The organism is Streptomyces sp. NPDC050439, from assembly GCF_040655335.1.
In the GTDB taxonomy this organism is placed as follows: Bacteria; Actinomycetota; Actinomycetes; order Streptomycetales; family Streptomycetaceae; genus Streptomyces.
Map to the genome: position 1 here is coordinate 283921 of NZ_JBFAJT010000004.1, position 24724 is coordinate 308644.

Below are 24724 nucleotides of genomic sequence, written 5' to 3' on the forward strand. Positions count from 1 at the left end.
GCGGCGGCGCTGCAGGCGTGCGGGGGCGGACGCCCGTTACGGCAGCCCGTGGACGTGCGGTCCGACCGCCTTGGACCAGGAACTTCCGTCGGCGGCATCCCAGTTCGTCGACCAGGTCATCGCGCCCCGGATGTCGGGGTACGTCTTGGACGGCTTGAAGGAACCGCAACTGGTGCCCTTCGCCAGGCAGTCCAAGGCCTGGTTCACGACCGACGGCGAGACGTAGCCGCCGCCTGCCGCCTTCGCCGAGGCCGGAACGCCTATGCCGACCTGCGACGGGGCGAGGCCGCCCTCCAACTGGATGCAGGCGAGCGCGGTGAGGAAGTCGACCGAGCCCTGGCTGTAGACCTTGCCGTCACAGCCCAGCATCGAACCGCTGTTGTAGTACTGCATGTTGACGACCGTGAGGATGTCCTTCACGGCGAGCGCCGTCTTGAAGTACTCGTTCGACGTCGACTGCATGTCGATCGTCTGCGGCGCCATGGTCAGCACGAACCCCGAACCGGCCTTCCCGGCCAGGGACTTCAACGCCTGCGACATATAGGTCGAGTTGAGCCCGTTCTCCAGGTCGATGTCGACGCCGTCGAAGCCGTACTCCTGCATGAGCGCGTACGCCGAGTCCGCGAAGGCGGTCGCCGACGCGGAGTCGTTGACGGACACCGCGCCCTTCTCGCCGCCGACCGACAGGATCACCGACTTCCCGGCCGCCTGCTTGGCCTTCAGGTCGGCCTTGAACTGCTCGACGGTGTACCCGCCGAGACCGGCGGAGTCCAGGTTGAAGGCCAGCTCACCCGGCGTGCCGGTCGCGTCCGCGAACGACACCGCGATGATGTCGTACTCGTCCTGTACGTCGCTCAGCTTCTGGACGGTGGCGCCGTTGTCGAAGTTCTGCCAGTAGCCGGTCACCGCGTGCTTCGGCACGGCGCGGGTGTCCGCGTCGGCTTCGTCGGCGCCGCCGGTGAGCAGGCCGGTGAGGGCGAGGGCGAGTGCCGTTGTCAGACCGATGACGGACCCTGCCTTCCTGCGTGTCCTGCCGCGTGCGTGGTCCACTTCTGCCTCCGGTGGGGGGAATTGGGGCGCTCGGAGAGCTTTCGCCGGGCCGTACGAGGGGGTTGCCCGGTGCCTTGCGCGGTGCCTTGCTTGGTCGTACAAGCTGGTCCAGACCAATTGCGTTGTCAAGACCTCTGGCATCACCCGGATCCCACGAGTCCGGCCAACCTCTGCGTGAACAGTGGGAAGTTGGGTGTTGAGGTGGCGATGACCTGGATAAGGTGCTGAGGCAGAAGTGCACGAAGACCGGGGGGTGTGCGTATGCCGACCGCCATAGCCGTCACCGGCCCTGACCTGGTGCTGCCGTCGCCCGACCGGCACACCCCGTCCGCGGCCGTCCTGCAGAGCGCCGTCCAGTCACCACGGACGTACTCCCTGGACCAGGCGCTCACCGAGATGCACACGCTCATCGAGCACCACGGCTATGTGATCGTCCTCTGTCCCGCGTCGGCGCCACCCGCCCTCGTCCAGCGCATGCACGCGATCCGCTCCGTCCTGGAGAGCGACCGCATCGCGATCCTGCGCCCCGACCTGCCGCCGCTCGGCCTCGCGGTCCTCGCGCTCCAGCTCCGCCAGCTGTCGATCTGCGACTTCAGCCCGGGCGTCCTCGCCTCGGCGGCGCGGCTCCTCTCCCACTACATCTACGCGGGCGCGCTGCTCGGCTCGGTGGCGAAGCTGGACCGGGTCCCGGTCACGCTGCAGTCCCACGCCAAGTCCTGGGTGCCGGGAGCCCAGTTCGCCGTCCTCGCCACGCCACGCCCCGAGCTGATCAAGGTGACGGGCGACGCGACGCTGCCGGGCCCCGGCTTCGGCACGAAGATGCTGTACGCCGCCGGACAGCTGGGCTCCGGCTGGGTCACCGAGACGCTCGCGCCGGCCTGGCGGACCCAAGGGGTCGCGGAGGCGCGGCTTCCGGGGGACTCCGCGCGCTGGTGGGCCACGGGCAAGCTCGTCGAGTTCGCCGCGGCGATCCCCGACATCTCGGTGCTCTACCAACTGGTGTCGTCCGTCCGGCGGGACGACTGCCACTGGTGCGGCCTCGAACTCATCGGTGACCGCTGCGGGTTCTGTGCCGCGCCCCTGCTGCCACCACCGGAACGCGCGGCGCCCGCCGCCGCCTCCGCTCCCGCCCCTGCCTCAGCTCGCGCCGTACGCGCGCTTCCGCGAGGCAGGACGTAAGGCCAGGATCCTCTGGGTACGAACCCGAACTGAACGCGCGCCACAACGATCACTGTCCGTAGCCGCCCGCATCCGATCGAGGTAGTCCGGTCCATGAACTCACGCCAGCGCCGCGGCGTCATCCTGCTGGTCCTTTCGGTCCTGGCCGCGTTCGGCGCGTTCGCGGGCGTCCTCTCCTTGATCCGGGACGTGAACTCGAAGGTGGGCCCCGAGGTGGCCGCGTACAAGCTCAAGGGGGACATCGCCCCCTACAAGGAGCTGAGCGCGGACCAGTTCGAGAAGGTCGAGATGCCGGAGAGGTGGCTCTCGGACAACGCCGTCACCGATCTCCGCCAGGTCCGCGGCAAGATCGCGGTGACCGAGCTGCGCAAGGGCTCGCTGCTCCAGACGGACATGATCGTGAACCGACCCGAACTGGAGCCCGGCCAGCAGGAGATCGCCATCATGATCGACGCGGCGACGGGCGTCGCGGGCAAGATCACGCCGGGCTCGACGGTCAACATCTACGCCACGTTCAAGGGCGAGACCGACAACGCCAAGGACCAGTCGAAGGTCATCGTGGAGTCCGCGAAGGTGATCGACGTGGGCAAGCTGACGGCCCTCGACCCCGACCAGGACGACCGCAGCCGTCGCAGGGCGACGGAGGCGGTGCCGATCACGTTCGCCCTGGACACCGCGGACGCGCAGCGCGTCGCGTACGCGGAGTCGTTCGCCACGCATGTCCGCCTGGCCCTGGTGGGCCAGGGCGAGGAGGCGGCGATCCCGCGGGGCGACCGGACGTACACACTCGACGAGGACAAGTAGGGGGCCTGCGGATGCGCTGCACGTCTGAACCACCGCTGCGCGGCGGATCGCTCCCGCCCACCCTCCCGTCCGCCCGGCGGCGCAGGGTGGACGCGGAGGTCTCCTCCGGCTGGTCGCTGACGCGGGGCAATCGGCTGCGCGGGCGGGACACGCCTGTTCGCCGACGCCGACGCCGACGTCGGGACGCCGAAGCGTGGGTCGTTCTCTCTGTCGTTGGGGGGATGCGGCCGTCGCGGGACGCCGAAGCGTGGGTCGTTCTCCCTGTCGCTGGAGGGACGCGGCCGCCGCAGGGCGCCGAAGCGTGGGCCGATCTTCCCGTCGCTGGAGGGATGCGGGCTGCGCGGGATGCCGTGTCGCGGGTCGTTCTCCCCGTCGCGGGAGGGACGCGGCCGTCGCGTGAGGCCGAAACGTCGGTCGTTCTCCCTGTCGCTGGGGGGATGCGGGTCGCGCGGGATGCCGTGTCGCGGGTCGTTCTCCCCGTCGCGGGAGGGACGCGGCCGTCGCGGGACGCCGAAACGTGGGTCGCTCTCCCTGTCGCTGGGGGGATGCGGGCCGCGCGGGATGCCGTGTCGCGGGTCGTTCTCCCCGTCGCTGGGGGGACGCTGCCGTCGCGGGACGCCGAAGCGTGGGTCGTTCTCCCTGTCGCTGGAGGGACGCGGCCGCCGCAGGGCGCCGAAGCGTGGGTCGTTCTCTTCGCCGCAGGAGAGACGCGTCCCCTGCGGGTCGTCGACGCGCGCGGCGCTCACCACTCCGCCGGTAAAACCGCCCCCCAGCCGGGAGGCGATCCCGCATGACCACCCGGATCCTCCCCGCCGTAGGGGACCTGGAAGCCGCCCGCGCCCTTTCGACGCTGACCGGACAGCTTCCCGACGCCGAACCCGCCCTTCCCGTGGCGGACTCCACCGCCCTGCTCGACCACCTGGCGAGGCTCGCGGCGGAGTCCGTCGACGAGCTCCCCGAAGTCGTCATCGTCCACGAGCGCATCGGCCCCGTTCCCGCCCTGGACCTGATCCGCGACCTCGTGCTCCGCTTCCCCGCCGTCGGCGTCGTGCTGATCACCGCCGACACGAGCCCGGCCCTGCTGACCGCCGCGATGGACTCCGGCGCCCGCGGCATCGTCGGCTTCCCCCTCGCGTACGACGCCCTCGCCGAGCGCGTGCACGCGGCGGCCGCCTGGTCGGCCGGGATGCGCAGGCACCTGGGCAGCGCGGGCATGGAGCTCTACTCCGGGTCGGGGGAGACCCCCGGCGGCGGCCACGTCGTCGCGGTGAGCGGAGCCAAGGGAGGCGTCGGGACGACCCTCGCCGCCGTCCAGCTCGCGCTCGCCGCACGGGCCTCGGGCCGCACCGTCGCGCTCCTCGACCTGGACCTCCAGGCAGGCGACGTGTCCTCCTACCTGGACGTGCAGTTCCGCCGCTCCATCGCCGACCTCGCGTCGATCACCGACATCACGCCCCGCGTCCTCCAGGACGCCGTCTACACCCACGAGACCGGCATCGGCCTCCTCCTGGCCCCGAGCGAGGGCGAGCGGGGCGAGGAGATCACCGACCGGGTGGCCCGCCAGACACTCAGCGCCCTGCGCAGCCGCTACGACGTCGTGATCGTCGACTGCGGCACCTACGTCACCGGGGCGAGCGCGGCGGCCATCGAACTCGCCGACCAGGCCATCCTGCTGGTCACCCCGGACGTCGTCTCCGTACGCGCCGCCAAGCGCATGGTGCGCCTGTGGGACCGCCTCCAGATCCGCAAGGCGGAGGAGACGCTCACGGTCGTCAACCGCCACGGCAAGGGCGCGGACATCCAGCCCTCCCTGGTGGAACGGGTGACGGGCACGAAGGTGGCCCGTACGACGGTCCCGGCGAACTTCAAGGAACTGCAGGGCGCGGTCGACGCGGGCCGCATGCAGGACCTGGACAGCAAGTCCACGGTCAAGCAGGCACTGTGGGCGCTTGCGGGCGAGCTCGGCCTGGTGGACCCGGAGGCGGCGTCCGGCGGCAGCAAACGGCTCACCCTGCGCAAGCGCGTCAGCGGCGACCGGGGCGCGGTCACCCTGGAGTTCGCCGGGATGTTCCCGCTGCTGCTCGCCGTGATGGGCCTGCTGTGGCAGTGCGCGCTGTACGGCTACACGTTCTCCCTGGCGGGAAACGCCGCGGACGAGGCGGCGCGGGCCGCCACGGCCGCGTACGCGGTGGGAGAGGGCGGCGCGGCGGCGTGCGAGGCCGCGGCCAAGGAGCATCTGCCGTCGGCGTGGCAGGGCGCGGAGGTGGCCTGCACGGACGAGGGAGCGGTGTGGAAGGCCCACGTGGACGCGGACGTCCCGCTGTTCTTCCCCGGGATCGACGCGGGGTGGAGCGTGAGCGGGGAGGCGGGGGCGGCGAAGGAGGGTGAGGACGGGTGAGGGGCTGCCGCCGGCTCGGGCGCACCGCCGATCACCGGCTCCGACACGGGAGGCCCCGCCGGAAGGGCCTCGGAAGCGGTCTCAGGAGCGGCCTGAGGAGCGGCCTGAGGAGCGGTCTGAGGAGCGGCTTGAGGAGCGGCTTGAGGAGCGACCGAGGCGTCTCCATGCTCGAATTCGCCGGCTTCCTCCCAATCCTGCTCCTCATCGGCCTGGCCACCATCCAGCTCGGCCTCGTCGGATACGCCGTCAACCAGGCCGGCTCAGGCGCCCGCGCGGCGGCCCGCGTCGCCTCCCAGGGCGAGGGCGGGGAAGCCGCGGGCCTGGCCGCGATGGACGGCGGACTCGACGCCCAGGTCGCCGTCAGCGGCGGCGGCGCCACGACCACGGCGGACGTCACCGTCCAGGTCCCCACGCTGCTGCCCTTCGTGGACGCGGGCTGGTCCGTCACGAAGTCGGCCACGATGCCCAACGACGAAGACGAAGAGGGGAGCTGAGCAAGCCAGATGAGCCTCCGCGACCGCGTGGCGACCCCGCACGACCACGGCAAGGGCAGCGGCCCGAGCCGCGACGACAGCCTCGTCGCCGTCTACCGCTCCAAGCTCCTCGAAGAGATCGACCTCGCCGAGATGTCGTCCCTGACGGCGGCGGACCGCCGCGTCCGCCTGGAACGCGTCATGGGCCACATCATCAGCCGCGAGGGCCCCGTCCTCTCGACCTCGGAACGCTCCCAGCTCATCCGCCGCGTCGTGGACGAGGCCCTGGGACTCGGCGTACTCGAACCGCTCCTCGCCGACGCCTCCATCACGGAAATCATGGTGAACGGCCCCGACTCGATCTTCGTGGAGCGCGCCGGAAGGGTCGAGCAGCTCCCGCTCCGGTTCGCGTCGAACGACCAGCTCATGCAGACCATCGAACGCATCGTCTCCACGGTCAACCGCCGCGTCGACGAGTCGAACCCCATGGTCGACGCGCGCCTGCCCACCGGCGAGCGAGTGAACGTGATCATCCCTCCGCTGGCCCTGACCGGCGCGACGCTCACCATCCGCCGCTTCCCCCGCGCGTACACGCTGCACGAGCTCATCGGCCTCGGGTCGCTGGACGAGCACATGCTGCTCCTGCTCTCCGCCTTCGTGCGCGCCCGCTTCAACATCATCGTCAGCGGCGGCACGGGCTCCGGGAAAACGACGCTCCTCAACGCTCTCTCCGGCCTCCTCCCCGCCCACGAACGCATCATCACCATCGAGGACTCGGCCGAACTCCAGCTTCAGCAGGACCACGTGATCCGCCTCGAATCGCGCCCGCCGAACGTCGAGGGCAAGGGCCAGATCACCATTCGCGACCTCGTCCGCAACAGCCTCCGCATGCGCCCCGACCGCATCATCGTCGGTGAGGTCCGAGGCGGCGAGACCCTCGACATGCTCCAGGCGATGTCGACGGGCCACGACGGCTCCCTCGCGACGGTCCACGCGAACACGGCGGAGGACGCCCTGATGCGCCTGCAGACCCTCGGCTCGATGTCCGAGGTGCAGATCCCCTTCGAGGCCCTGAAGGACCAGATCAACTCGGCGGTCGACGTGGTCGTCCAGCTCGCCCGGCATGCGGACGGCTCCCGCAAGATCGCCGAGATCGTCCTGCTCGTCTCACACGGCCGCCAACAGTTCCGCATCGCCCCGGTGACCCGCTTCGTGCCGCGCCAGCCGGGCAGCAACGGCCTGGACCGCCGCGTGCACGGCTACTTCGAGCATCTGCCGCTGCCGCGCTCCGTCGCCGAGCGGCTGTACGTCGCGGGCGAGCCGGTGCCGCCCGGCTTCGGCGTGGCCCAGGCCATCGACGTACTGAACACGAGAGAGGCCATCGGCTGATGACGGCGACGAGAAGGACGGCCGGCTGATGACGGCGAAGAGAAGGACGGCCGGCAGATGACCGTGACGAGAAGGACGGCCGACTGATGGACAACCCTGCCCTCCTGGCCATCGGCGCGACGATCCTGACCTGCACGCTCGCCGTCGCGGGAGTCCAGACGTACGCATCGGGCCGCGCCCAGCGCCAGGAGCTGGTCGACCGCCTGTCGATCGGCCCCGGCACGGCCGACGCCGGCGGCCGTGGCCGCCGCTTCTCCGCGATCGACCGCCGCCTGCGCCGCACCCGCCTCGGCCGCGCCATCCACCTCCGCCTCTCCGCGACGGGCCTGGACCTCACGGCGGGCGAGTTCTTCATCTACGTCGTGGCGGTCGTCGCCGCGCTCTGGCTGATGGCGGCGGCCACGCTGGCCCCGTTCTTCGGCCCGATCGCGGGCATCGTGGCGGTCTGGAGCGCGGTCGTGTTCCTCAACTGGCAACGCCAGAAACGCATCGAGGCGTTCATCAACCAACTCCCGGACGTGGCACGCATCCTGGCCAACGCGACGGCGGCGGGCCTGGCCCTCCGAACCTCCCTGGCGATGGCGGCGGAGGAGCTTGAATCCCCGGCAGGCGAGGAACTGTCCATGGTCGCCGACCAGTTGACGATGGGCCGCTCGATCGACGACACCCTGGGTGAACTGGCGGCACGCCTCCCGTCCCGCGAACTGGTCGTCCTCGTCACCACCCTGGTCCTCTCCAACAAGGCGGGCGGCTCGGTGGTGAACTCCCTCCGGAACCTCACCCAGACCCTGGAGGACCGCAAGGAGACGCGACGCGAGGTCCGCACGATGCTCTCGGAGGTCCACGCGACGGCGTTCACGGTCCCGCTCCTGGGCCTCGGCTCGCTGCTCCTCATCAACTCCTCCAACGAGGGCGCGCTGGCCCGGGTGACCGGCTCACCGATGGGCCAGACGCTGATCCTGATCTCGCTGGGCCTGTACGCGGTGGGCTTCTTCGTGATCAGGCGCCTCGGCAAGATCGAAGTGTAGGGAGGGGGAGGAGAGACATGGACATGTTCGCTCTGGCGATGGCGGCAGTGATGGGCCTGGCGGTGGCAGGGGCGTGCCAGGGCATCCGCATGTACCGGGCGGAGGCAAAACTCCCCTCGGACCTGGCGATAGCCCTGGAGGTCGGCGCCACCCGCGTATCGACGGCGGGCTCGGCGGTGGACCGCCTGGGCATGCGCTTCGCCCCCCTGGTGCTGCGCCTGATGGGCCCGAAACGGGTGGACGCCAAGCGCCGCAAGATCGACATGGCGGGCAACCCGGGAGGCCTGACGATCGACCGCTATGCGGCACGCAGAGCGGTCTACGGCATCTTCGGCGTGGTGATGGGCCTGGTGTTCCTCACCAACGGCGCCGCGCTCTTCGGCCTGCTGACCTTCGCCTTCGGCGTGACGGCGGCGGACGCGCTGATCTGGCAGGCGATACGGGAACGGCGCGAGGTCATCGACCGCACCCTGCCGGACTTCCTGGACGTCCTCGCGGTGGTGGTCTCGGCGGGCCTCGGCTTCCGCCAGGCCCTTGACCGCGTGGCGGAACGCTACGAGGGCCCCTGGGCGGACGAACTGCGCATCACGCTCCGCCAGATGGACATGGGAGTGAGCCGCCGCCAGGCGTTCGACGAGTTGCGCCGCAGGAACGCCTCCGAACAGGTCTCCCAGTTCGTCTCGGCACTCCAACAGGGCGAGGAACTGGGCTCACCGATCGCGGACACACTGATCCAACTGGCCACGGACATGCGCCGCACGGACGCCCAGAACTCCCGCCGCAGGGCGGCGAAGACGATCCCCAAGGCAACGATGGTGACGCTCGTCTTCATGCTTCCGGCCACGATGATTCTGATCGCGGCGGGAATGTTTCTCGGCTCGGGTTCGGACTTCGGCTCGATCCTGGGGAAGTGAGGAAGCCATGACCGATCGGGACGGCCGCGGGTCAGACGCCGACATCAAGCCAGTTCACGAAATCTCTTCGCGCGTGCAACGGCGTATGGGACAGTCACCGGAAGGGCGGAAGCGTCTCACCGCCCCCGCGCACGGCCCCACCCGGACCGCGCCCCCTCAACTGACCTTTGCAAAAGCTGAGTTCACGGTACTAGCGGAAGGGGAAGTCGTGAACCGCAGGGAACCACCGATCGACCCGCCCCACACCTCCACCGCAAGCCTCCGGAGCGCGTGATGACCTCGCCACCGGGGAAGGGAACTCGCCAACTTCCGCGCACCAGAAGGTATTGGTTGCGGAGAGTGGCTGTTGGGTCACAAGATCTCGCGTACGTTGCCTATGACGACAGCGGCGTCGGAATCGGTTGCGCCGGCAGTGCGATGCGCGGTGTGTATCGCGGTGTTCTTCGCGGTGCGGGCGCGAGTACGGATGCGTGTACGTGTGCGTGTATCGGGTGGGAGAGAAGGGGCCGTCGTGCTGAAGGAACGCGTACTCAGAGTCTGGATCGACTGGACGGTGACCGTGACTTCCCGGGTTCGGGGGAGGGAGCGGGATGCGGGGGCTGGGTTTGTGGAGTATGCGGGGTTGATGATTCTTATTGCGGGGATCTTTACGTTGATCGACGGCCTTGGGCTGGACGGTCAGATTTCCGGGGCGATCGGCGAAGCGGTGGCATCCGTCGTCGGCGGTTGATAGCCAAGGAGTGGCGCAGCGACCGAGGGCAGACTCTCCCCATCTACATCTGGATGACGGGGATTCTGCTCTTCGTTGCGTTCGCCTTCTTCGCGTTCGCCCAAGCTGCGTCGGCCCGCAACGGAGCTCAATCCGCTGCTGACGCGGCGGCTCTGGCGGCTGCCCAGGAGTCCAGGGATGAACTGGTCGAGGGGCTGGGCCTTGCCATCGGCGACGGCGACGAGTGGCTCGACTGGCTGAACGGCGACAATATCGATGGCGCCGGGGCACAGGGCGCGGCTGATGCGCTGGCCGCTGACAATGACGCGCACGTCACTGGGTTCGGCCCAGATGAGGTGAATGGCTTTCCGGGCTACACGGTAGAGATCGAGACCAACTACACCGTTGGAGACTCGATCATTCCGGGAACGGAGACCACACACGCAACAGCCGAGGCCACTGCCATCATCAAGCCTCGTTGTGAGGCCGCTCCGTCGTCCGATCCGGAGAAGGCCGTGGAGTTCGACTGCGAAGACGGTGGCTCATTCGAGATCGATCCGGAGGACTTCGATCTGGATGATCTTCCGGATGCGTCCGTCCTCTTCGCCGTGCACCTGGCCGACTAACAAGTGATCGACGAGAGAAGGAATCTTCAGCAATGAATATCCGGCGCACCATGAAGGCCCGCAGGGCAATGACCGCTGTGGCGATCACGACTGGGCTGGTCCTCACGGTGGCCGGCTGCGGGGGAGGCGGGGACGACAAGCCCGAGCCCGAGAAGAGCGCGTCCTCCTCGTCAGCGCAGAAGGGCGGAGATGACGACAAGGAGGGGGAGTCGCAGCCCCCGGCGCAGGACAAGGTCCTGGCTGAGTCGAAGCAAGACGACATCTCACTCGTAGTCACGTCCGCGGTGCGCGATGAGGGAGGCTTCGTCACGGTTTCCGGCAGGGTGACCAACAACGGCTCGCGACTGTGGGTGGCCGCCGACTGGCGTGGTGACGAGCGGGAGCTGACTAAGAACGCATCGTCCGTCGCGGGCGCAAGCTTGGTGGACAAGGCCGGGAAGAAGAAGTACCTCATCCTTCGTGACACGGGCGGCCGTTGCCTGTGCACCCGGTTCGTGGGCGGCATCAGGTCGGGGGACACCGCCGATTGGTACGCCCAGTTCCCGGCTCCACCGGAGGGAACCTCCGAGGTCGAGTTCCATGTCGGCAACATGCCCCCCGCCTCCATCGAGATCTCCGAGGGCGAGTGACCCATGGGCCACCCACGATCACGCACCCGCACCCGCAGCCACCCCCGCACCCTCGCCACAACCACAGCCACACTCACCCTCACGGCCCTGGTCTTCCTCACCGGCATCCCCGCCCATGCCGACGACGAAGACCCCAGCGCGCCTCCGGGCAGCACCACCACATCTCCACCCCCCGAGGTCGACTCCAACAGCCCGGGGCTGAAGCTGGCCGACGGTGCGACCCTCGCTCCGGCGAAGGTCCTGGACATCAAGTCCGTCGTCGAGGACCTCGGCGGCGAGGAACGCCGCGAGGACACCAACACGGACGTGAAGTTCGCGCTGCAGGCGGAAGTCCTCTTCCCCAAGGACAGCAACAAGCTGAACCCCGAGGCGAACGCCCGTATCAAGGCGATCGCGGAGGAGGCCAAGGCGCAGAAGGCGACGACCGTCAGGGTGTTCGGCTTCACGGACAACCTCGGCTCCTACAGCCACGGCAAGACCCTCTCCCGCAAGCGCGCGGAAGCGGTGCACGACAAGCTGGCGAGCTACCTGGGCCCCGAGGTCACGTACTCCGTACGCGGCTACAGCGAGGACTATCCGATCGCGGACAACACCTCCGAGCAGGGCCGCAAGAAGAACCGCCGCGTCGAGGTCACGTTCCCACGGGGAGAATCAGGCGCCAGCGACGCGGGCACGCAGAGCTAGGCGGCGGCCCCGGGGCGCGGGGGGTACCCCGGCGACGCCGTACCCGGGGCGCCGGGTCGCCGGGTGCAGGGAAATCCCACGTTGTCCGTACGCGCACGGGCGTGTCCCGGGAGCTTTCTGCAACTTGCACCGGATGAGGTCACCGAGATCAGGGCCGAGGCCCGTCCCGTGGCGAGCTCAGCTACGGGCGGGTCCTCACGGGGGCGGTCGTCTGCGCCAATTCCAGGCGTCGTCCCAGTTCGACCGATGGGTGGCCGAAGGCTTCTACGAGGTCGCTACCGCCGTGCCGGAATGGACCGCGCACCCCGACTTCCCGCGCCCGACTCCCGCCGCGTACTACGAGGCCTGCCTCGAACGCATCGGGGACCTGGCCGACTGGTTCTTCAGGGCGAGGCGGCGTACGGCGAGGGGCATGTTTGGGCCGAGCTATGACGATCACCCCGCACGCCATCGCCGACGCGCATAGCCTCTCGCTCCATGCAGCGGATGCGCATACTCGGGGTCGTGTCCGGCATCGTCGGCGCGGCGGCGCTGCTCACCGCCTGCGGAAACGAAACCGCCGAGCCTCCCCGGAGCGCGGCCGGCCCCCACTCGGGGGAGGCCGGGCTGATGTGCTTCTGGGCAGGCACCGAACCACCCCCGCCCACGTCCACGTCCACGTCTCCCGACCCCACGTCCATCGGCTGCCCCGAGCAGCCCTCGCCCAGCCCGTCGCCCACGGTGATCAACGTGGTCATGACCCCGCAGTGGAAGCAGACGTACGGCTGGCGTAACCCCGTCTGCTCGCCACGACGCCCCACGGGCGTCACCCGCCACGGGACAGAGCTGCGGTGCCGCGAGGGCGGTGACGGGTGGACCTGGCGGTGGAGTCCCCGCCCCCACGAGGAGATGTCCTGCGTGGACGCGGGTGAATGGAGCGTCATGAGCTCCGGGTGGGGGCTCGTCTGCCGGGACGGCATGTGGCGCCGGGAGCGACTCGACGACACGCTCTCGCGCCCACGCGAACCGTCGCCGAGCGACTGGCCGAGCCAGGGCCCAGGCAAGATCCCCAACCCCCTGGGCCTCACCCCCGACGACTCAACCGCACAAAACTCCCACTGACCGCCCGACCCTCCACCCCTGGGACGAGATTTTCCTGCAACAACCGTCCACCCCGCCGGAGGCGATCATCAGCGGAAATGCGCGTGAGCTGTGCCCCTGTGTGATGCGAAGATCGCGTCATGAGCGGTTTCGACGTACTTGTGGCGGAAGCGGAGTCGGCCCCGACCGAAGGGTGGGACTTCTCGTGGTTCGAGGGGCGGGCCACCGAGCAGCGGCCCTCGTGGCGGTATGCCCACGCCATGGGAGAGCGGCTCGGGCACGCCACCGCCTCCCTCGACATCCAGACCGGCGGCGGTGAGGTCCTCGCGTCCGCGCCTTCCCTGCCGCCGCTCGTCGTGGCCACGGAGGGGTGGGCGCCGAACGTGGCCAAGGCGACCTCGCTGCTGCATCCGCGCGGCGCGGTGGTCGTGGCCTCGCCGGAGGACGCGCCGCTGCCGTTCGCGGCGGAGGCGTTCGACCTGGTCACCAGCCGGCATCCGGTGAAGGCGCACTTCGACGAGATCGCCCGCGTGCTGCGCCCCGGCGGCACCTACTTCGCCCAGCACGTGGGCCCCGCCAGCGTCTTCGAGGTCGTCGAGTACTTCCTCGGTCCGCAGCCCGAGGAGGTACGGAACGGCCGCCATCCCGACGACGAGCGGGCCGAGGCGGAAGCGGCGGGCCTGGAGATCGTCGACCTGCGGGCGGAACGGCTGCGGATGGAGTTCTACGACATCGGCGCCGTCGTCCACTTCCTGCGCAAGGTGGTGTGGATGGTGCCGGACTTCTCGGTGGAGCGGTACTGGTCGCGGCTGCGGGAACTGCACGACCAGATCGAGACGGACGGCTCCTTCGTCGCCCACAGCACCCGCCACCTCTTCGACGCCCGCAAGCGCTAGGCCATGACAGCGCATGGCAGTGCATGGCAGTGCATGGCAGTACGCGCCCGTAGCCTCGGGCTACGCGTGCGCCCCCACCGTCACCCTTCCCACCACCAACTCCGCCACGCCCTCCAGGACTTCTCCCACCCGCTCCACCTGCCCCGCGAGTTCCCGCCCCTGGGCGGCGCTCAGTGCGTCCAGGGGTTCCACCGTCACCGTCAGGCGGCGTCCGGAGCGGCGTTGGTGCCAGACTCCCGCCACGACTCCGTCGACAAGGAGCACCGGGAAGTTGCCCGCCTGGCCCCCGGCCAGCGCTCGCTCGTAGGCCCGGCCCGGGAAGAGCTTCGCCCGCGGGTGTGAGGCGATCACGTACGCGTCGAAGTACGGCAGCAGGCGCACACCCCGCACCGGCTCCCCCGGAAACTCCGTGTCCCCCGCGACCACCCACGCGGACCCCGCCCCGCCCGACTTCGCCCCCTCCGTCTCGGCCGACGCCATCTCCACCGTCTCGGCCGACTCCATCTCCACCGCCTCGATCCTTCCGGCGGATGCCAGCGACGCGAACACTCCGCTCGCCCAGCCGTCCGGCGCAGCCGCCCACTTGGCGAACTCGCGTGGCTTCGCGGGCCCGTACGCGTACAGGAAGCGCTGGACCAAACGCTCCGTCGCCTCCTCGGGCGACAGCTGCGGGGCATCGGACACCGGCGGACGCGTGTACGTCACCTTGCGTCCCCGGTTCGGCGCGAAGCACAGCACCCCTCGGTGGCCCGCGAGATGCATGACCGAGCGCCACCGCGGCCACATCCCCTGGAAGGCGGGCAGCACCAGGTCGCCCGCCCAGGGACCCGTACGCGCCACGACCTCCTCGCTCAGCTCGTCGATGGTCAGCCGGACCCCGTCCAGCGCCTCGCCGATCGCGCTCACGATCTCCTCCGTCTGGGAGGGCGTCAGCCGGTCGTCCGCCTTGAACGGGCTCGGTCCGGAGGACATCGCGGACAACGCGGCCGTCCAGAAGGGGAGTTCCGCGGTCGGCAGGAAGTGGATCGTGCCGCGCGGCCCGTACGTCTTGACCAGGCTCGGCTCCTCGCCCCACAGCGCGGCCCGTACGTCCTGCCGGGTCGCCCCGTCCATCCGCAGCCCCACCGACAGTTCCGCGGCCGACATCACCTGCGCCTGCGCGGCGAGCATCGCGTCGACCACCTCGGCGGGTCCGGCCTCGCCCGGTGCAGCGGGCGTCCGCAGGAACTGCCGTTCCATGCGCCGGGCGTTGGCAGCACTCCACGTGACGGTGGAAGGGGCGCTCATCGGGGGTCTCCTTCGGTACTGTCGACCGGGGAAGTGGCTCTGCGGACACGAGGAGTGGACCATGCCGGAACACGGCGCGGAGGGTAATCCGGGGAGTGGTGAAGGGAGTGCCGGGGGGAGCGGCAAGGGGGCCAAGACGATGTACGTCTGTGGGCTCGACGCCGCCGTGGACGTCGTCGGCGGCAAGTGGAAGCCGATGATCCTCTGGGCGCTGTACGCGGGCACGACCCTGCGCTTCGGCGAGCTCCGGCGGCACATCGCCGGCATCAGCGAGAAGGTCCTCATCCAGCAGCTGCGCGAGCTGGAGTCCGACGGCATCGTGCATCGCGAGGTGTACCGGGAGGTCCCGCCGAAGGTGGAGTACTCGCTGACCCCCCTCGGCGCGTCCCTGAACGAGGCGCTGATCCCGCTGGGCGTGTGGGGCGACGAGAACATGCAACAGCTGGTGGCCAACCGTGAGTGCAAGAAGGACGGCAAAGCCGCCTGACGGGAAAAGCGGGCCGGTGGTTGCCTGCCGGAGCCGATCGTTAGGCAAGCGTGGCGAGCGGGCCGGACGAGCCAAGTGATCCCGGAACAGGTGGCGTTGATTCCGCATCGTTATCCGGACTGGCTCGATCCGGCGGCGAGAATCACGTAAGTTCAGACCAAGGCGAATTCGCGTGAGCAAAGCCACGTGTGCGGTGCCGCGCGGCGGAGGGGGCTGCGCGGCCCCGCGCGCCCCCTTCCTCTGTACCTCTCGCTTCCGCCCGCCCGGGTCACGCCTCGACCCGCACGCGCATCCCCGGACGCACGCCCCACCCCGCCATCGCCCCGGCCTCCGCCTCCAGGACGTGCCGGGCCCGCAGCCGGGGGCGGCCGATCCGCCAGGGCCGCATCGTCCGCACGGACAGCACCCGCAGCTCCCGGTCCAGGTACGCCACGTCGACGGCGAACCGCATCCGTACCGTGTGCACGCTGCTCGCCGGGCTCAGCAGCATCGCGCCGGACACCCCGTCACGGCCGAGCAGCCCGCGCCGCCGCGCGCCCGCGGAGTCCGCGATCTCCAGGGGGAGCGTCCGGCCGGTCGGGAGCAGAAGCATCGCCATGCCGGCCGAAGCTAGCGGTCCCCACGCCCGCCTCGTCAAGCGGGCGCCCGCGCCACGTCCCTCCAACGGGCTACTGCCGCGCAGGGTCGGAATATGCCACCAAGGCCGAAATGCGGTGTGGGAGCAGGGCCGCGCAGTCGCCGCGCGATTTCGGAGAGTAGTTGTGGCACGCCGATGCGCGCGACTTCCCTTACGAAGGGTTATGGTGGAAACCCCCCCTCGGGCCGGTCCATCTCCCCCCCATGGACCGGCCCGATTTTTTTGTGCCCGAAGGGCCGAGGGCGTGGGTGAGCCCGCATGATCGTCGGCGCGGGCCGTGCGGCTATCGTCAGGGACATGTCGAATCAGGTCCCCCCATTCCCCCCACCGCCCGAGAACCCTCAAGCGGGGATACCCGCCTATCCGGGCCCCGCACAGGACCCCGGCCACGGGTACGGACAGGGGCACGGCCAGGGGTACGGGCCCGCTTACGGGCAGGGGTACGGACCCGGTTACGGACAGGGCTACGGGCCCATGCCGCCGCAGACGATGCCGAGCAGTGTGCGCGCCGCGCAGATCATCATCTGGGTGCTGTCCGGGATGTGCCTGCTCGGCTCGATCATCGGCGGGGCGCTCTACGGGCCCGAGGTCGCGGGCGCGGTCCTCGGAGCCAACTTCCTGCTGATCGCCCTGTTCGTGCTGTCTTTCCGCTTCCAGGTGCCCGGTCACGGGAAGCGTGTCGCGTCGATCGTGCTCAGCAGCGTGCAGATCCTGATGGGGCTCGGCTCCCTCGGCCGAGGTGCCGGCCCGGGCGGCCTCCTCCTTGTCGGAAGCTCGATCGCGCTCGTGGTCCTGCTCAGCCAGAGTTCCGCCGGCGCCTGGTTCAAGCGCCCGCGCACCCCCGCACCGGGGCAGGGATACGCGGGCTGAGGCGTTCCGCCCGGACTAGCCGCGCCCGGCCCAGATGTTCGTCCCCGGCGTCGACACCGCGAACGTGTCGATCTCGGTGAGCTCCTCGTCGGTGAGCTTCGGGCCCGCGAGCGCCGCGACGTTCTCCTCCAGCTGCTTCACGCTGGAGGCGCCGATGAGCGCCGAGGTCATCCGCTCGTCGCGCAGGACCCAGTTGAGGGCCAGTTGTGCCAGCGACTGGTCGCGGCGGGCCGCGATGTCGTTCAGGCCGTTCAGGCGGCGCATGACCTCGTCGCTCAGGAGGTCGGGGTCGAGCGACTTGCCCTGCGTGGCGCGCGAACCCTCCGGGATGCCCTTCAGGTACTTGTTCGTGAGCAGGCCCTGCGCGAGCGGCACGAACGAGATGCAGCCCATGCCCGCGTCCTCGAGCGTGTCGAGCAGGCCGTCGTCCTCGGTCCAGCGGTTGATCATCGAGTACGAGGGCTGGTGGATGAGCGCGGGGACGCCCATCTCCCGCAGCAGGCGCGCCGCTTCGGCGGTCTGCTCGCTGTTGTAGGAGGAGACACCCACGTACAGCGCCTTGCCCTGCTGCACGGCAGAGGCGAGCGCGCCCATCGTCTCTTCGAGCGGGGTCTCGGGGTCGAAGCGGTGCGAGTAGAAGATGTCGACGTAGTCGACGCCCATCCGCTTGAGGGAGGCGTCGAGGGACGACAGCAGGTACTTGCGCGAACCCCACTCGCCGTACGGACCGGGGTGCATGAGGTAGCCCGCCTTGGTCGAGAGGACCAATTCATCGCGGTACGGGGCGAAGTCCTGGGCGAACAGCTTGCCGAAGTTGAGCTCGGCCGAACCGGCCGGCGGGCCGTAGTTGTTGGCCAGGTCGAAGTGCGTGACGCCCAGGTCGAAGGCGCGGCGCAGGATCGCGCGCTGGCTCTCCAGGGACTTGTCGTCACCGAAGTTGTGCCACAGGCCGAGGGAGACGGCGGGCAGCTTCAGACCGCTGCGGCCCGTGCGCCGGTACTCCATGGCGTCGTATCGGTCCGCTGCCGCTTGGTACAGAGACGTGTCGTTCATGGGTATGAAGCTACTTCAGCCATGCAACTTCCGAGGGCCGGCCCGGCGTCACAGGCAGGCGGAGGGCCGCGTCACCCGAGGGCGGAGGCCCGCCCTCACAGCGGTAGGCTTTCGCCTTCGGGGACTGCCATCTGCATGGAGGGGCTGACAGAAGTGAACCTGCGCGACCTGGTGTACGGACTTTACGCACGCCGGGTGGAAGGCCGCCTCGACCACGATCAGGTGCCCAAGCACATCGGGGTCATCCTCGACGGCAACAGGCGCTGGGCGAAGGCATCCGGCGGGACCACCGAACAGGGCCACCAGGCGGGCGCGTACAAGATCGAGGAGTTCCTCGGCTGGTGCGCCGAGACGGACGTCGAGGTCGTCACCCTGTGGATGCTGTCGACGGACAACTTCGACCGCCCCGAGCAGGAGCTCATCCCGCTCCTCGGCATCATCGAGGACACCGTCCGCAGCCTCGCCGCCGACGGCCGCTGGCGCGTGCACCACGTGGGCACGATGGACCTGCTGCCCTCCCGCACCCAGGCCGTCCTGAAGGAGGCCGAGCAGGCCACCCACGGCAACAAGGGAATACTGGTCAACGTGGCCGTCGGGTACGGCGGCCGGCAGGAGATCGCCGACGCGGTCCGCTCGCTGATCCTGGACCACGCGGACAAGGGCACGAGCCTGGAGGACGTCGCCGAGACCGTCGACGTCGACCTGATCTCCAAGCACCTCTACACCCGCGGCCAGCCGGACCCCGACCTGGTGATCCGAACGAGTGGTGAGCAGCGCCTGTCCGGCTTCATGCTCTGGCAGTCGGCCCACTCCGAGTACTACTTCTGTGAAGTCTTCTGGCCGGCTTTCCGCAAGGTCGACTTCCTTCGTGCGCTGCGTGATTACGCGGCCAGGCACCGGCGCTACGGCGGCTGACGCCCCACGAGGCACCTGCGGTGCTCACGACGGTGAGGCGTGAGTAACCCAGAGTTCACGGACGCGCCGTCATATGCCCTGGCATGGCTGCGCACGTTCGAGGGAATAAGCCTTCCAGGTCGACATCCGATTCACGGATGTCGTATCTCAGCGGGCGGCATGGGGCCGTCCGCCCGGGAGGCCCTTTGCACCAGGACGACCGTGCGGTGAGTACGGGCGAAGTGGAGGGCCGGAGCTCGGCCCGCGCATGCGGCACGAGACCGGTCCGGACTTCTCCCGGCATCCTTCCCGTCGCTCCCCGACCTCATCCGAGGGGGTACGTCCTTCCGTGGTGACCAGCACAAAGCGCCGCATGCCCGACAGGCGCACCTATGTTCTCGACACCAGTGTTCTGCTCGCTGACCCGAACTCCATGTACCGCTTCGACGAGCACGAAGTCGTGCTGCCCGTCGTCGTGGTCACGGAACTCGAGGCGAAGCGGCACCATCCCGAGCTCGGCTACTTCGCCCGGCAGGCCCTGCGCCTCCTGGACGACTGCCGGGTGAAGCACGGTCGCCTGGACGCGCCGATCCCGATCGGCGACCTGGGCGGCACGCTGCGCGTCGAGCTCAACCACTCCGATCCCGGCGTGCTTCCGGCCGGCTACCGGTTGGGGGACAACGACTCACGGATTCTCGCCGTAGCGCGCAACCTCCAGGCAGAGGGATACGACGTCACCGTCGTGTCGAAGGATCTGCCCCTGAGGATCAAGGCGTCCTCGGTCGGCCTCCTCGCGGAGGAGTACCGCGCCGAGCTCGCCATCACGGACTCCGGCTGGACCGGAATGTCCGAACTGACCCTCTCCGGCGAACAGGTGGACCTCCTCTTCGAGGAGGACACCCTGTATGTGCCCGAGGCGGCCGACCTGCCCGTCCACACGGGTCTCACCATCCAGTCGGAGAGGGGCAAGGCGCTGGGCCGCGTGACGGCCGAGGGCAATGTCCGTCTCGTACGCGGCGATCGGGAGGCCTTCGGCCTCAAGGGGAGGAGTGCGGAGCAGCGCATCGCGCTCGATCTGCTGCTCGACCCGGACATCGGCATCATGTCGATGGGCGGCCGGGCGGGCACCGGCAAGTCGGCCCTGGCGCTCTGCGCGGGGCTCGAGGCGGTCCTGGAGCGCCGCCAGCACCAGAAGGTGATGGTCTTCCGGCCGCTGTACGCGGTGGGCGGGCAGGAGCTCGGCTATCTGCCCGGCACCGAGGCCGAGAAGATGGGTCCCTGGGCCCAGGCGGTCTTCGACACGCTGGGCTCGGTCGCGGGCAAGGCGGTCATCGAGGAGGTGACGGCGCGCGGCATGCTCGAAGTGCTCCCTCTCACCCATATCCGCGGGCGCTCGTTGCATGACGCGTTCGTGATCGTCGACGAGGCCCAATCCCTGGAACGGAACGTCCTTTTGACCGTTCTGTCCAGGATCGGGGCGAACTCCCGGGTCGTGCTGACCCATGACGTCGCCCAGCGCGACAACCTCCGAGTGGGGCGCTACGACGGGGTAGTTGCCGTCGTCGAGAAGCTGAAGGGCCATCCGCTCTTCGCCCACGTCACGCTCACCCGATCGGAGCGTTCGCAGATCGCGGCGCTCGTGACCGAAATGCTGGAGGACGGCCAGATCTGACCAGTTCACCCTGGTTACGCGGTAGTTGGCGCCGCCCGGCGAAGCGAAGGAGCTTAGCCGGGCGGCGTCTTGGCGTCCGCCCTTTTCCGAAAAACTCCTGGGGCAAACGAGGTGTGAGCTTTCACACGGCACGGAGAATTGCCTTGCGGCATCCGGCTGGGGCAGAGTCTGGGTCCTGTCAGGCCCCGCATGCGACACACGTGTACCCCCAGGGGTACGGCAACACAGGAAACCCAGAACTTCATAGTGGCCGTCGCATGCCGCCCGAGCACCACGCGGCGCTCCCGTCACGGGAGTTGCCCACCGGGCCCGTGCCTCCCGTGACCGATACCAAGCGGAGGCCAGCGTCAGGGGCAAGATTGCGTCCGCGAGGTCACCTAGCGGGCGATGCTGGAAGGAAACCGTGTGAGCCGGATTTCGGTCCGGGGATTCGCCGTGGCATCCGCCACCGCGGTCACCACCGTCGGCGCTGTTGTCGGTGTCGCCTCGGGCAGCACCCCGGGCGCCTCGAATGACAACGACTTCGAGGCGACAGCAAGCGACGCGACTCTCCTCGCAGACATCCCCGCGGGTCAGCAGGCCCAGGTGCAGACCGCGTCCCTGACGCAGCAGGCCGACGCACAGGCCATGGCTGCGGACACGGCCGCGAAGAAGTCCGCGGCAGAGGCGGCCCGCAAGAAGGCCGCCGAGTCGGCGATCGCGAAGCAGAAGGCCGCCGAGAAGGCGGAGGCAGCCGAGAAGGCCGCCGCCAAGAAGGAGCGCGAGGAGAAGGCGGAGGTCAAGGCCAGCCGTTCTTCCGCGCGCGACGCCTCGGACTTCGCCCCGCAGTCCTCGTACTCCGTCTCGCAGGTCCAGGCGATGGCACGGCAGATGGTCCCCGGTGACCAGTTCCAGTGCTTCAGCAACATCGTCAACCACGAGTCCACCTGGAACTACAAGGCCAGCAACCCCTCGTCGGGTGCCTACGGCCTCGTCCAGGCGCTGCCCGGTTCCAAGATGTCCTCGGCCGGTGCCGACTGGCAGACGAACCCCGCCACGCAGATCAAGTGGGGCCTCGGCTACATGAACGACCGCTACGGAAGCCCGTGCGGAGCCTGGGACTTCTGGCAGGCGAACAACTGGTACTGAGCCGCGTATCGCTCAACCTTTCTGAGGCCCCTCACCGTCCTTCGGTGGGGGGTCTCAGCCGTGTACGGTCATTCCGACAACTTCCAGGGGGGAGTGGTGGGGCAAGACGGGGGAAGAGGACGGATCATGTCGCGAGTGCCAGGGTGGATCGGCAGGCTCGGTGCCGGGCTGTCGCAGATGGGGGAGCGGATGGGGCAGGGCGAGCCCGACTCCGGCCCTGAGGACGGGATCAGGACCTCGCGGCGGTCCTACGCCGACGAGGCCGCCGCCGCCGAGGGCGACGCGGCCGCGGAGGAGCAGGTCGTGCCCGCCCCGCCCTCGTACGCCCCGGACGTGGCGGCACGGCCCGACCCCGTCGCCGCGGTTCCGTGGGGGATGCGGGTCGCGGCCGAGGCCGGCTGGCGCCTTCTCGTGCTCGCGGGCACGCTCTGGGTGCTGATGAAGGTCATCAGCGCCGTGCAGCTCGTCGTCTTCGCCTTCGTCGCGGCGCTGCTCATCACCGCGATGCTCCAGCCGACGGTGGCCCGGCTCAAGCGGCTCGGGTTGCCGAGGGGGCTCGCGACGGTCGTGACGGCCGTGCTCGGCTTCGTCATCATGGGCCTGGTCGGCTGGTTCGTGGTCTGGCAGGTCATGGACAACGCGGACACGCTCTCCAGTCAGGTCCAGGACGGCATCGACGATCTGCGCAACTGGCTGCTCACCAGCCCGTTCCACGTCACCGAGGACCAGATCAACGACATCGCCAAGAGCCTGCGCGAGGCGGTCGGGGCGAACACCGAGGAGCTGACGTCGGCGGGCCTCGAAGGCGTCACCGTCATCGTGGAGGCCATGACGGGCATCCTGCTCGCGATGTTCTCGACGCTGTTCCTGCTGTACGACGGCAAGCGCATCTGGCAGTGGGTCCTGAAGCTGGTCCCGGCGCCCGCGCGGCCCGGCATCGCGGGCGCGGGGCCGCGAGCCTGGCGCACGCTGACGGCTTATGTGCGCGGCACGGTGATAGTGGCTCTGATCGACGCGATCTTCATCGGGCTCGGGATCTACTTCCTCGGGGTGCCGATGGCGGTGCCGCTGGCCGTCTTCATCTTCCTGTTCGCGTTCATCCCGCTGGTGGGTGCGGTCATCTCGGGCGCGCTCGCCGTGGTGGTGGGCCTGGTGACCCAGGGCGTGTTCACCGGTGTGATGACCCTGGTCGTGGTGCTTGCCGTGCAGCAGATCGAGGGCCACATCCTGCAGCCGTTCATCCTCGGCCGTGCCGTACGGGTGCATCCGCTGGCGGTGGTGCTGTCGGTGGCCGCGGGCGGTCTCGTCGCCGGGATCGGCGGGGCGGTCGTCGCGGTGCCGCTGGTCGCCGTCACCAACACGGTGGTGGGCTACCTGCGGGCGTACTCCCGCGAGGCCGCCCTGAAGCAGGCGCCGCAGCCGCGGGGGGCGACCGCGCTGGATGTGGCACCGGTTGATCCGCCGCCTTCCCCGTCGCCGGGTGCGGGCGGGTAGCGCCTACCGGCAGTCCCCAAGCCCGCCCCTTCCCGAAACTGGGGCTCTGCCCCAGGCCCCGCTCCTCAATCGCCGGAGGGGCTGAATGAATTCAGCCCGGCCAAGCCGAAAAAGTGGCCCCGCCCAGCAGAAGCTGGGCGGGGCCACTCAGTTGGCTTGAGGCGACTACGCCAGGAATCCCTCGGAGTCCAGCGTGACGCCGACCGCCTGGATCACGGCGGCGATCTTGAAGGCTTCCTGGATCGTCTCGCGGTCCACGCCGGCCTTCCGCAGCACCTGCTCGTGCGAGTCGAGGCACTGGCCACAGCCGTTGATCGCGGAGACCGCGAGCGACCACAGCTCGAAGTCGACCTTCTCCACGCCCGGGTTGCCGATGACGTTCATCCGCAGGCCCGCGCGCATCGTCCCGTACTCCGGGTCGGAGAGCAGGTGGCGCGTGCGGTAGAAGACGTTGTTCATCGCCATGACGGCCGCGGCCGACTTGGCGGCGGTGTACGCCTCGGGGGAGAGGTTCGCCTTCGCCTCGGGCTCCAGCTCGCGCAGCACCTTCGGGGAGCGGGAGGCGATCGCGCAGGCGAGCACCGTGCCCCAGAGCTGCTGCTTCGGCAGGTCCGAGTTGCCGATGACCGAGCCGAGGTTCAGCTTCAGGTCCTTGGCGTAGTCCGGTACGGCGGACTTCAGTTCGTCGAGTGCCATGTCAGATAACTCCGTTCACTCGCCCGAGAGCAGCGCGACCGGGTCGAGGGTCTCGTCGCCCTGGGTCCAGTTGCAGGGGCAGAGCTCGTCGGTCTGGAGGGCGTCGAGGACCCGGAGGACCTCCTTGGGGTTACGGCCCACGGAACCGGCGGTCACCATCGTGAACTGGATCTCGTTGTTCTGGTCGACGATGAAGACGGCGCGCTGCGCGAAGCCGTCCTCGCCCTCGATGCCGAGGTCACGCATGAGCTCGTGCTTCGAGTCGGCCAGCATCGGGAAGGGCAGGTCCGTCAGGTCCGGGTGGTCCTTGCGCCAGGCGTGGTGCACGAACTCGGAGTCACCGGAGAAGCCGAGGATCTGGGCGTCACGGTCAGCGAACTCGTCGTTCAGCTTGCCGAAGGCGGCGATCTCGGTCGGGCACACGAAGGTGAAGTCCTTGGGCCACGCGAAGACGATCTTCCACTTGCCCTCGTAGGTCTTGTGGTCGATCTGCTTGAACTCGGCGCCCTTCTCCAGGGAGACGCAGGCGGTCAGATCGAACTGGGGGAACTTGTCACCGACAGTGAGCACGGACTCTCCTTGCAGCATAGGAACCCGGGTAAGGGGCTCCAGGGGGTTGGACTGCTGTCGATCGTGGCACAGAGTGC

25 protein-coding genes are annotated in these 24724 nt (G+C 69.4%); 19 read left to right on the forward strand and 6 right to left on the reverse strand.

Annotated features, from left to right (window positions below):
* Positions 1–36: 36 nt before the first annotated feature.
* Positions 37–1050 carry a chitinase gene (locus AB0I66_RS18650; RefSeq protein WP_363208950.1) on the reverse strand — a complete coding sequence of 338 codons (1014 nt, stop codon included), beginning with the start codon at positions 1048–1050 and terminating at the stop codon, positions 37–39.
* A gap of 261 nt (positions 1051–1311) precedes the next feature.
* Between AB0I66_RS18650 and AB0I66_RS18655 the strand changes: the two genes are divergently transcribed.
* From AB0I66_RS18655 to AB0I66_RS18715, 13 genes are all read left to right on the forward strand, one after another.
* The gene (locus tag AB0I66_RS18655) at positions 1312–2229 is read left to right on the forward strand and encodes a hypothetical protein (RefSeq protein ID WP_363208951.1); all 918 of its coding nucleotides are present in this window, start codon (positions 1312–1314) and stop codon (positions 2227–2229) included.
* A gap of 93 nt (positions 2230–2322) precedes the next feature.
* Positions 2323–3033 carry a Flp pilus assembly protein CpaB gene (cpaB, locus tag AB0I66_RS18660; protein ID WP_363208952.1) on the forward strand — a complete coding sequence of 237 codons (711 nt, stop codon included), beginning with the start codon at positions 2323–2325 and terminating at the stop codon, positions 3031–3033.
* A gap of 790 nt (positions 3034–3823) precedes the next feature.
* A complete protein-coding gene (locus AB0I66_RS18665) occupies positions 3824–5431 on the forward strand; it encodes an AAA family ATPase (protein WP_363208953.1) in 1608 nt (535 codons plus the stop codon).
* Between the two features lie 164 nt (positions 5432–5595).
* Positions 5596–5925: a TadE/TadG family type IV pilus assembly protein gene (locus AB0I66_RS18670; protein ID WP_363209392.1), complete on the forward strand. Its 330-nt coding sequence runs from the start codon at positions 5596–5598 to the stop codon at positions 5923–5925.
* 9 nt (positions 5926–5934) lie between these two features.
* Complete coding sequence (locus tag AB0I66_RS18675; protein ID WP_363208954.1) at positions 5935–7293, forward strand: CpaF family protein; 1359 nt, start codon at positions 5935–5937, stop codon at positions 7291–7293.
* Positions 7294–7379: 86 nt separating this feature from the next.
* On the forward strand, positions 7380–8321 hold the full coding sequence (locus AB0I66_RS18680) for a type II secretion system F family protein (protein WP_363208955.1): 942 nt from the start codon (positions 7380–7382) through the stop codon (positions 8319–8321).
* A gap of 23 nt (positions 8322–8344) precedes the next feature.
* Positions 8345–9235, forward strand: a complete 891-nt coding sequence (locus AB0I66_RS18685) for a DUF5936 domain-containing protein (protein WP_363209393.1) — start codon at positions 8345–8347, stop codon at positions 9233–9235.
* A gap of 511 nt (positions 9236–9746) precedes the next feature.
* Positions 9747–9965, forward strand: coding sequence for a hypothetical protein (locus AB0I66_RS18690; protein WP_363208956.1), 219 nt, complete (start codon positions 9747–9749; stop codon positions 9963–9965).
* Entirely contained in the window at positions 9962–10570 is a 609-nt protein-coding gene (locus tag AB0I66_RS18695; protein ID WP_363208957.1) for a pilus assembly protein TadG-related protein, read from the forward strand. Before AB0I66_RS18690 ends, AB0I66_RS18695 begins: the two co-directional genes overlap by 4 nt.
* A gap of 32 nt (positions 10571–10602) precedes the next feature.
* Entirely contained in the window at positions 10603–11199 is a 597-nt protein-coding gene (locus tag AB0I66_RS18700) for a hypothetical protein (protein ID WP_363208958.1), read from the forward strand.
* A 3-nt stretch (positions 11200–11202) separates the two neighbouring features.
* Positions 11203–11883: an OmpA family protein gene (locus tag AB0I66_RS18705; RefSeq protein WP_363208959.1), complete on the forward strand. Its 681-nt coding sequence runs from the start codon at positions 11203–11205 to the stop codon at positions 11881–11883.
* Positions 11884–12360: 477 nt separating this feature from the next.
* Positions 12361–12984: a hypothetical protein gene (locus AB0I66_RS18710; RefSeq protein WP_363208960.1), complete on the forward strand. Its 624-nt coding sequence runs from the start codon at positions 12361–12363 to the stop codon at positions 12982–12984.
* A gap of 119 nt (positions 12985–13103) precedes the next feature.
* The gene (locus AB0I66_RS18715) at positions 13104–13859 is read left to right on the forward strand and encodes a class I SAM-dependent methyltransferase (RefSeq protein WP_363208961.1); all 756 of its coding nucleotides are present in this window, start codon (positions 13104–13106) and stop codon (positions 13857–13859) included.
* Between the two features lie 60 nt (positions 13860–13919).
* On the opposite strand, the gene AB0I66_RS18720 is transcribed toward AB0I66_RS18715, so the two are convergent.
* Positions 13920–15146, reverse strand: coding sequence for a winged helix DNA-binding domain-containing protein (locus tag AB0I66_RS18720; protein ID WP_363208962.1), 1227 nt, complete (start codon positions 15144–15146; stop codon positions 13920–13922).
* A 139-nt stretch (positions 15147–15285) separates the two neighbouring features.
* Between AB0I66_RS18720 and AB0I66_RS18725 the strand changes: the two genes are divergently transcribed.
* Positions 15286–15633: a helix-turn-helix domain-containing protein gene (locus AB0I66_RS18725; protein ID WP_363209394.1), complete on the forward strand. Its 348-nt coding sequence runs from the start codon at positions 15286–15288 to the stop codon at positions 15631–15633.
* Positions 15634–15901: 268 nt separating this feature from the next.
* Here the strand turns inward: AB0I66_RS18725 and AB0I66_RS18730 are convergent, their stop codons facing one another.
* A complete protein-coding gene (locus AB0I66_RS18730) occupies positions 15902–16231 on the reverse strand; it encodes a DUF192 domain-containing protein (protein WP_363208963.1) in 330 nt (109 codons plus the stop codon).
* Positions 16232–16567: 336 nt separating this feature from the next.
* On the opposite strand from AB0I66_RS18730, the gene AB0I66_RS18735 reads away from it, so the two are divergent.
* Positions 16568–17140: a hypothetical protein gene (locus tag AB0I66_RS18735; RefSeq protein ID WP_363208964.1), complete on the forward strand. Its 573-nt coding sequence runs from the start codon at positions 16568–16570 to the stop codon at positions 17138–17140.
* A gap of 15 nt (positions 17141–17155) precedes the next feature.
* On the opposite strand, the gene mgrA is transcribed toward AB0I66_RS18735, so the two are convergent.
* Positions 17156–18193, reverse strand: a complete 1038-nt coding sequence (gene mgrA / locus AB0I66_RS18740) for an L-glyceraldehyde 3-phosphate reductase (RefSeq protein WP_363208965.1) — start codon at positions 18191–18193, stop codon at positions 17156–17158.
* Positions 18194–18346: 153 nt separating this feature from the next.
* Here mgrA and AB0I66_RS18745 point away from each other — a divergent pair, with 153 nt between their 5' ends.
* The 4 genes from AB0I66_RS18745 to AB0I66_RS18760 all read left to right on the forward strand — a co-directional run bounded on the left by AB0I66_RS18745 (position 18347) and on the right by AB0I66_RS18760 (position 23381).
* The gene (locus AB0I66_RS18745) at positions 18347–19108 is read left to right on the forward strand and encodes an isoprenyl transferase (RefSeq protein WP_361832974.1); all 762 of its coding nucleotides are present in this window, start codon (positions 18347–18349) and stop codon (positions 19106–19108) included.
* 328 nt (positions 19109–19436) lie between these two features.
* Positions 19437–20759 (forward strand): PhoH family protein, encoded by a 1323-nt coding sequence (locus tag AB0I66_RS18750; protein WP_363208966.1) that lies wholly within the window; start codon positions 19437–19439, stop codon positions 20757–20759.
* A 387-nt stretch (positions 20760–21146) separates the two neighbouring features.
* Positions 21147–21887: a lytic transglycosylase domain-containing protein gene (locus AB0I66_RS18755; RefSeq protein ID WP_363208967.1), complete on the forward strand. Its 741-nt coding sequence runs from the start codon at positions 21147–21149 to the stop codon at positions 21885–21887.
* 126 nt (positions 21888–22013) lie between these two features.
* Positions 22014–23381 (forward strand): AI-2E family transporter, encoded by a 1368-nt coding sequence (locus AB0I66_RS18760; RefSeq protein WP_363208968.1) that lies wholly within the window; start codon positions 22014–22016, stop codon positions 23379–23381.
* A 165-nt stretch (positions 23382–23546) separates the two neighbouring features.
* Here the strand turns inward: AB0I66_RS18760 and AB0I66_RS18765 are convergent, their stop codons facing one another.
* Together AB0I66_RS18765 and AB0I66_RS18770 are read right to left on the reverse strand one after the other, a co-directional pair.
* Complete coding sequence (locus AB0I66_RS18765) at positions 23547–24077, reverse strand: alkyl hydroperoxide reductase (protein ID WP_363208969.1); 531 nt, start codon at positions 24075–24077, stop codon at positions 23547–23549.
* A 15-nt stretch (positions 24078–24092) separates the two neighbouring features.
* Positions 24093–24647, reverse strand: a complete 555-nt coding sequence (locus AB0I66_RS18770; protein WP_361832984.1) for a peroxiredoxin — start codon at positions 24645–24647, stop codon at positions 24093–24095.
* Positions 24648–24724: the final 77 nt, after the last annotated feature.

Coding starts and splice junctions, on each gene's coding strand:
- AB0I66_RS18715 (WP_363208961.1), top strand. CDS start 13,104: ATGAGCGGTTTCGACGTACTTGTGGCGGAAGCGGAGTCGGCCCCGACC.
- AB0I66_RS18760 (WP_363208968.1), top strand. CDS start 22,014: ATGTCGCGAGTGCCAGGGTGGATCGGCAGGCTCGGTGCCGGGCTGTCG.
- AB0I66_RS18705 (WP_363208959.1), top strand. CDS start 11,203: ATGGGCCACCCACGATCACGCACCCGCACCCGCAGCCACCCCCGCACC.
- AB0I66_RS18720 (WP_363208962.1), bottom strand. CDS start 15,146: ATGAGCGCCCCTTCCACCGTCACGTGGAGTGCTGCCAACGCCCGGCGC.
- AB0I66_RS18725 (WP_363209394.1), top strand. CDS start 15,286: ATGTACGTCTGTGGGCTCGACGCCGCCGTGGACGTCGTCGGCGGCAAG.
- AB0I66_RS18765 (WP_363208969.1), bottom strand. CDS start 24,077: ATGGCACTCGACGAACTGAAGTCCGCCGTACCGGACTACGCCAAGGAC.
- AB0I66_RS18710 (WP_363208960.1), top strand. CDS start 12,361: ATGCAGCGGATGCGCATACTCGGGGTCGTGTCCGGCATCGTCGGCGCG.
- AB0I66_RS18700 (WP_363208958.1), top strand. CDS start 10,603: ATGAATATCCGGCGCACCATGAAGGCCCGCAGGGCAATGACCGCTGTG.
- AB0I66_RS18675 (WP_363208954.1), top strand. CDS start 5,935: ATGAGCCTCCGCGACCGCGTGGCGACCCCGCACGACCACGGCAAGGGC.
- cpaB (WP_363208952.1), top strand. CDS start 2,323: ATGAACTCACGCCAGCGCCGCGGCGTCATCCTGCTGGTCCTTTCGGTC.
- AB0I66_RS18730 (WP_363208963.1), bottom strand. CDS start 16,231: ATGGCGATGCTTCTGCTCCCGACCGGCCGGACGCTCCCCCTGGAGATC.
- AB0I66_RS18685 (WP_363209393.1), top strand. CDS start 8,345: ATGTTCGCTCTGGCGATGGCGGCAGTGATGGGCCTGGCGGTGGCAGGG.
- mgrA (WP_363208965.1), bottom strand. CDS start 18,193: ATGAACGACACGTCTCTGTACCAAGCGGCAGCGGACCGATACGACGCC.
- AB0I66_RS18755 (WP_363208967.1), top strand. CDS start 21,147: ATGCTGGAAGGAAACCGTGTGAGCCGGATTTCGGTCCGGGGATTCGCC.
- AB0I66_RS18670 (WP_363209392.1), top strand. CDS start 5,596: ATGCTCGAATTCGCCGGCTTCCTCCCAATCCTGCTCCTCATCGGCCTG.
- AB0I66_RS18655 (WP_363208951.1), top strand. CDS start 1,312: ATGCCGACCGCCATAGCCGTCACCGGCCCTGACCTGGTGCTGCCGTCG.
- AB0I66_RS18735 (WP_363208964.1), top strand. CDS start 16,568: ATGTCGAATCAGGTCCCCCCATTCCCCCCACCGCCCGAGAACCCTCAA.
- AB0I66_RS18680 (WP_363208955.1), top strand. CDS start 7,380: ATGGACAACCCTGCCCTCCTGGCCATCGGCGCGACGATCCTGACCTGC.
- AB0I66_RS18665 (WP_363208953.1), top strand. CDS start 3,824: ATGACCACCCGGATCCTCCCCGCCGTAGGGGACCTGGAAGCCGCCCGC.